General features: G+C 68.0%; 6 protein-coding genes. 5 read left to right on the top strand and 1 reads right to left on the bottom strand.

Translation table 11 applies throughout. The features are described from left to right. Window positions 1-1,062: tRNA guanosine(34) transglycosylase Tgt (gene tgt / locus ACY0I8_RS01530; protein ID WP_461393273.1), on the bottom strand; the 1,062-nt coding region annotated here is incomplete at its 3' end. 446 nt (window positions 1,063-1,508) lie between these two features. Between tgt and ACY0I8_RS01525 the strand changes: the two genes are divergently transcribed. The 5 genes from ACY0I8_RS01525 to fni are packed head-to-tail and all read left to right on the top strand — an operon-like array spanning window position 1,509 to window position 6,481. Next, entirely contained in the window at window positions 1,509-3,350 is a 1,842-nt protein-coding gene (locus ACY0I8_RS01525; RefSeq protein ID WP_461393272.1) for a PEP-utilizing enzyme, read from the top strand. Between the two features lies 1 nt (window position 3,351). Beyond that, window positions 3,352-4,443, top strand: a complete 1,092-nt coding sequence (locus ACY0I8_RS01520) for a PEP/pyruvate-binding domain-containing protein (RefSeq protein WP_461393271.1) — start codon at window positions 3,352-3,354, stop codon at window positions 4,441-4,443. Between the two features lie 60 nt (window positions 4,444-4,503). Next, on the top strand, window positions 4,504-5,019 hold the full coding sequence (locus tag ACY0I8_RS01515; RefSeq protein WP_461393270.1) for a flavin reductase family protein: 516 nt from the start codon (window positions 4,504-4,506) through the stop codon (window positions 5,017-5,019). An 11-nt stretch (window positions 5,020-5,030) separates the two neighbouring features. After that, a complete protein-coding gene (locus ACY0I8_RS01510) occupies window positions 5,031-5,432 on the top strand; it encodes a DUF120 domain-containing protein (RefSeq protein ID WP_459942575.1) in 402 nt (133 codons plus the stop codon). Beyond that, window positions 5,414-6,481, top strand: coding sequence for a beta/alpha barrel domain-containing protein (gene fni / locus ACY0I8_RS01505; protein WP_459942576.1), 1,068 nt, complete (start codon window positions 5,414-5,416; stop codon window positions 6,479-6,481). The genes ACY0I8_RS01510 and fni overlap by 19 nt, the downstream gene beginning before the upstream one ends. The last annotated feature ends 76 nt before the right edge of the window (window positions 6,482-6,557 follow it).

Below are 6,557 nucleotides of genomic sequence, written 5' to 3'. Positions count from 1 at the left end.
GATCGCCTCCCGGATCCGGCGCATCAGATCCAGATAGAAGTGGAGGTTGTGGAGGGTGTTCAGCCGCGAGGCCAGGATTTCACGGGATTTGTAGAGGTGCCTCAGATAGGCCCGGGAGTAGTTCCGGCAGGTGTAGCAGCCACAGGTCTCGTCGGGCGGGCGCGGGTCCCGCTCGAAGCGAGCGTGCTTTATAACAAGCCGACCTCGTGAAGTAAAGAGCAAACCGTTTCGGGCAGTTCGGGTGGGGAGAACGCAGTCGAACAGATCCACGCCCCGGGCCACCGCCTCCACGATGTCCTCCGGGGTGCCCACCCCCATCAGGTACCGGGGCTTGTCGGCCGGGAGGAACGGGGTGGTCGCCTCCACGGTGCGGAGCATGAGCTCCTGCCCTTCCCCCACCGAGAGTCCCCCCAGGGCGTACCCCTCGAACGGCAGGTCCCGCAGGAACTCGGCCGACCGGCGGCGGAGCTCCGGATCCACGCCGCCCTGGAGGATCGCGAACAGCGCCAGCTCCGGCCGGGTGCGCGCCCGAAGCGACCGCTCGGCCCACCGGTGGGTGCGCTCCAGGCTCTCCTCCAGATACGGCCGCTCGGCCGTGTGGGGAGGGCACTCGTCGAGCACCATCATCACGTCGGAGCCGAGCACCTCCTGGATCCCCACCACCTTCTCCGGGGTCAGGAGATGGCGGCTCCCGTCCAGGTGGCTCTGGAACTCCACCCCCTCCTCCCGCACTTTGCGCAGAGGGCCCAGGCTGAACACCTGAAACCCCCCGGAATCGGTGAGAATGGGCCGGTCCCAGTGCATGAACCGGTGGAGCCCGCCGAACACCCGGATCACGTCGCATCCGGGCCGCAGGTACAGGTGATACGTGTTCCCCAGGATGATCTCGGCCCCCAGGGCCTGGAGCTCCTCGGGGGTCATGGCCTTCACGGTGGCCTGGGTCCCCACGGGCATGAACGCCGGGGTCTCCACGGTGCCGTGGGCCAGGTGCAGGCGACCCCTCCGGGCTCCGGTGGGGTCCGTGGCCAAAAGGGAGAAACGGGGACGGAACGGTTCGGTCACGGGGCCTTGGGTAATGAAAAGTCTTCGGTTGGTCGGGGGCCTCGTCTGGATACCGGCCCCCATGCCGGGGTTCCCGCGGGGAACCGCTGGTTCGAAGGATTCCACCCGGGGGCGAATCAGGGGGCCTTTGGTTCCGCCGGCGCCGTCCGGTTCGGTGGGCCAAAACGGGTCGGCGGAGCATAGCAGAGAACCGCCCGGTCTTTCACCACCGGAGCGCGCCTGGGGGGTGCGACAGCGACGCCGCAAGAGCAAACCCTGTTTTTCCCGCCGGCCCTTTCCGTCTGGCACCATGCGCCACAAACGCCGCTTTTTCGCCGCTTTTCCCTTTCCCGATGAACACCAGAACGCCAGAACATCCGACAAAATGCGTTTGGCACGCGATATGCACTCTCGGCTCTCCGGAACCTCATCCGCGTGCGCCACCCCCCAACCGAAAGGAGGCCCCCATGGCGAACGGCAGCGGTTTTCCGAGCCCCCACGAACTCCCCACCATCCCCGGTACCGAGGGCTGGGAACGGATGTACCCGTACCACTATCGGTTCCGGGCGGACGATCCCGAGCGAAAGCGCTACGAGGAGTCCACGGTCTGGTTCTGCGACGCGCTCCACTACCCCGAGCCGCTCTACCCCTTCGACATGATCTGGGACGAAGCCTGGTACCTCGCGCTGTCCCAGTACAACACCCGGATTTTCATCGTGCCGCCGGCCCTCGGCATCGACCACCGGGTGGTCAACGGCCGGGTGTACATCTCCCCGGTGCCGGTGCCCGACCCGGCCCAGATCCCCGAACGGGTCGAGGCCTTCATGAAGCGGGCCGGGTACTACTACCAGAACTGGGACGAGCTCTACGCCAAATGGGAAGCCAAGATGAAGGGGGTGATCGAGGACCTCGACGCCCTCGTGATCCCGGAACTCCCGGAACGGGAAGACGAGTCGGTGGTGTTCGAGGCCGAGGGGCAGAGCAGCGGGTACAAGCTGCTCACGGCGTACGACCGGTTGATCAACCTGGGGATTCTGGCCTGGCAGTACCACTTTGAGTTCCTGAACCTCGGATATGCGGCATACGTGACGCTCGTTGACTTCTGCCAGAAGGCGTTCCCCGACATCCCGCTCCAGCGGATCACCCAGATGGTGAGCGGGATCGAGGTGATCCTGTACCAGCCCGACGAGGAACTGAAAGCCCTGGCCAAGATGGCCTGCGAACTGGGCATCGAGGACGAGATCCTCAAGGAACGGCCGGTGCAGGAACTGTTCGACGCGCTCAAGCAAACGGGCGACGGCCGCCTGTGGGAGCAGCGGTTCGAGAAGGCCAAATACCCGTGGTTCTACATCTCCACCGGCACCGGATGGTTCCACCACGACCCGGCCTGGATCGACGAACTGGAGATCCCCCTGACCTCCATCCGGATGTACATCCAGAAGATCAAGCGGGGCGAGTCGCTCGAGCGGCCCCTGGGCGAACTCAAGCGCGAACGGGACCGCATCATCAACGAGTACCGCGACCTCCTCCCCTCCGAGGAGGACAAGCAAACCTTTGACCAGCTCCTGGCCACGGCCCAGATGGTGTTCCCCTACGTGGAAAACCACATGTTCTACGTGGAGCACTGGTTCCACTCCATCTTCTGGAACAAGATGCGCGAGGTTTCCCGCCGGTTCGTGGCTGCCGGGTTCTGGGACGACGTGGAGGACATCTGGCTCCTGAACCGCCACGAGATCCGCCAGGCCCTGTGGGATCTCGTGACCGCGTGGGCCACCGGGGTCAAGCCCATGGGCAAGCTCCACTGGGGCCCCGAGATCGCCTGGCGCAAGCAGGTGATGGAGAAGTTCAAGGCCTGGACCGCGCCCCCGGCTCTCGGCACGGTGCCGGAAAAGATCACCGAGCCATTCACGATCATGCTCTGGGGCATCACGAGCGAGAGCATGGCGGCCTGGACCAAGGGCAAGGAGGCCGGAGAGGGCCCGATCACGGAGCTCACCGGGTTCGCCGGAAGCCCGGGCGTGGTCGAGGGCCCCGTGCGGGTGTGCCGCACGGTGGGCGAGCTTTCGGACCTCGAGCAGGGCGAGATCCTCGTGTGCCCCACCACCAGCCCGAGCTGGGCTCCGGCGTTCACCAAGATCAAGGCGGCCGTCACCGACGTGGGCGGGGTCATGTGCCACGCCGCCATCGTGTGCCGCGAATACGGGCTGCCGGCGGTGGTGGGCACCGGCAACGGAACCCAGGTGCTCCGCACCGGCCAGAAGGTCCGGGTGGACGGGGGCACCGGGGTCGTGACCATTCTGGAGGGGTGAGATGGAACGAAAAGACATCGCGTGGTTCGAGGAGTGCCGAAAAGACCACACCGCGCTGGTGGGGGGGAAATGCGCGAGCCTGGGCGAGCTCCTGGCCGCCGAGATCCGCGTGCCGCCCGGGTTCGCCGTGACCACCGAGGCGTACTACCACTTCCTCACCGTGGCGGGCATCAAGGACCCGATCTGCAAGGTGCTGCGCCGCATCCGAGACGGCGTTCCCATCCACCAGGTGGGGGAGGAGACCCGGCAGATGGTCCTTGCCGCGCCGATCCCGGGCGAGGTGGAACGGGCGATCCGAGCGGCGTACCGGGAACTGTGCGACCGGTGCGGGGTCGAGGACCTGCCCGTGGCGGTGCGGTCGAGCGCCACCCTGGAGGACATGGCCGACGCTTCGTTCGCCGGCCAGCAGGACACCTACCTCTGGGTCCGGGGCGAGGACGAGGTGGTGGACAAGGTCAAGCGGTGCTGGGCGAGCCTCTTTAGCGACCGGGTCATCGCCTACCGGGAGGAGAAGGGGTTCACCCACGAGAACGTCCGGATCTCGGTGGGGATCCAGAAGATGGTGCGCTCACGGGCCTCCGGGGTGCTGTTCACCCTGAACCCCCTGAACGGCGACCGCTCCAAGGTGGCGATCAACTCCGCCTGGGGGTTCGGGGAGGGGGTCGTGTCGGGCGACGTCACCCCCGACGATTTCCTTGTGGACAAGGTCACCTTCGACGTGATCCGCCGCACCATCGTGCCGAAGCCCGCCGCCTACCTCTTGAACCCGGCCACCGGGCGGGTCGAGTTCCTGCCCGTGCCGGAGGAGGATCACAACAAGCCGTCCCTCACCGACGACGAGATCCGGGAACTGACCCAACTGGCCCGGAGAATCGAAAAACACTACGGCCGGCCCATGGACGTGGAGTGGGCCGTGGACGGGGACCTTCCCTTTCCGGAGAGCATCGTGATCCTCCAGGCCCGGCCCGAGACCGTGTGGTCGCAAAAGCGGGCCGAGGCCGTGACCAAGGAGAGGCCCAAGTCCGCCCTGGACGCGATCGTCGGGCGCCTCCTGGCCGGGGTGCCCGTGCAAAAGGCCCAAACCACGACATAAACCCAGGGCAAGGGGGCGCCGCCCGCGGCGCCCCCCGCCGCCCCTTGAAGAGGATGCCCCATGTCCGCAGAAGACCGCACGACCCTGCTGTCGAGCCTGCCCTGCCCCGAACTCCTGCTGTGCGTCCGCGCCGGCGGGGAAACCGACGTGGCCACGGTGACCGCCATGTGGGTTTCCTACGAACCGGTGATCGCGGCGGTGTATCTTCGACCGGGCACCACCGCCCACCGGTTGGTGACAACGGCCCGGGAGTTCACCCTGAACCTGGTCGGCGAGGCCCAGGACCGGGCCGCCCTCACGGCGGGCAGCCTGTCGGGGTCGGACCCCGACAAACTCTCCAAACTGGGGCTCGAGTTCACGGCCCCCCGCGCCGTTGAGAGCCCCCGGATCAAGGGCGCCGCGGCCCACTACGAATGCCGGGTGGTGGGCATCACCCCCTGCGGGAGCCACGACCTCATCCTCGGCGTCGTCACGGCGTGGGACGCGCCCGGCGGAACCCCGGTGATCCGGTATGGCCACCGGAGTCACCGGCTCGGCGAACCGATCCCGGGCCCGGACGTCGCTTACCCCCACTAAGGGGCCAAATTTTGACCCGATCCACAACGATCTTGGGGGTGGTTTCCGCCGGGCGGGGGGAGGCGGGGGGGTTCGTGGGGCTCCCGTGGGTGGTGGAACAACTCGAACGGGCGGCCGGGTTCCGGCCGTTCCCCGGCACCCTGAACCTCAAGCTCCGGGATGAGGCCTCCCTCGCCCGCTGGCGGCGGATCCGAAGGGTCCCCGGGTTCCTTCTGGAGCCTGCGGACCCTTCGTTCTGTTCGGCCGCGGTCCACCCCGTGACCCTGCCGGAGGGCATCGCGGCCGTGGTCGTCGTGCCCCACGTTCCCTCCTACCCGGAGGACCTGGTGGAGATCATCGCGGCCGACCGGTTGCGCGACCGCCTGGGTCTTCGCGACGGCGACGAGGTGGTGGTGTGGTTCTCCGAAGCCTGAGCCCGAAACCCGACCCCTCTGCCGCCAAGGATCGGCACCTGGAGGCCTGTCTCGCCGGTGAGGTGGAGGGGCCGCTGCGTAACGGGCTCGAACGCTGGCGCCTCGTCGCGGGGTTTCCGGAGTTCCGGTTTTCGGACACGGAGATCTCGTGCCCACTCCTGGGAACGACGTTGTCGGCGCCGATCCTGATCTCGGCGATGACCGGGGGTGGCAAAGCGTCCGAGCGGGTCAACCGCAACCTGGCCGTGGCGGCCGAGGCGGCGGGTCTGGGAATGGCCGTGGGGTCCCAGCGCCTTCTGCTCGAGTACCCGGAACTCCTTTCCTCGTATCGGGTGCGCCGGGTTGCCCCCAAGCTCCCCCTCCTCGTCGCGAACCTTGGGCTCGTGCATCTCAACCACGGGCTCACGGCCAACGACTGCCTGCGCGCGGTGGAACTCATCGAAGCCGACGCCCTCTCCCTCTACGTGAACCCCCTCCACGAGGCGCTCCAGCCGAACGGCGACCTCGACTTCACGGGCCTCCTGGACCGGCTGGCGGCCCTGTGCAACGGGTTTCCGGTGCCGGTGGTGGTGAAGGGGGTGGGGTTCGGGCTCCCCCGGCTCTTTCTGGAAAGAATCCGCGACATCCCCTTGGGAGCGGTGGAAACCGGCGGGGCCGGCGGCACCAACTGGGCCTTGGTGGAGAAACTCGCCGGGTCGCCCCGTCCCACGCCGGCCCTCTCCGAAATCGGGCGGCCCACGGCGGAGGTGCTCACCGACGCCCTTCGGCTCCTGCCGCCCCACGTCCCTGTCATCGCCTCGGGCGGCATCCGGAACGGGGTGGAGATCGCCAAGGCCCTCGCCCTGGGCGCCCGGGCGGCGGGCATGGCCCTGCCGTTCCTGCGCTGGGGGTGGGAGTCTGCCGAGCGCGTCGTTGCCGAGGTGGAGCGGCTCACCCGGGAACTGCGCACCGCTATGTGGTACGCCGGGACTCGGCGGATCGACGACCTCCCCGGCCGGGTCACGGGGCCGGGCCCCCAGGGGCCGATGCTGGAGTTGGAAGCTCCGTAGGCCGCTGGGCGGCCAGCTCGCAAGGGCAATACCTTCTCGGTTTCGGCCACAGGGGCGGCCGCCGCGCCTGGGCCCA

The organism is Deferrisoma sp., assembly GCF_054681715.1.
The sequence above is the reverse complement of the archived record's forward strand: the minus strand, read 5'-3'. Positions and strand labels throughout refer to the sequence as shown.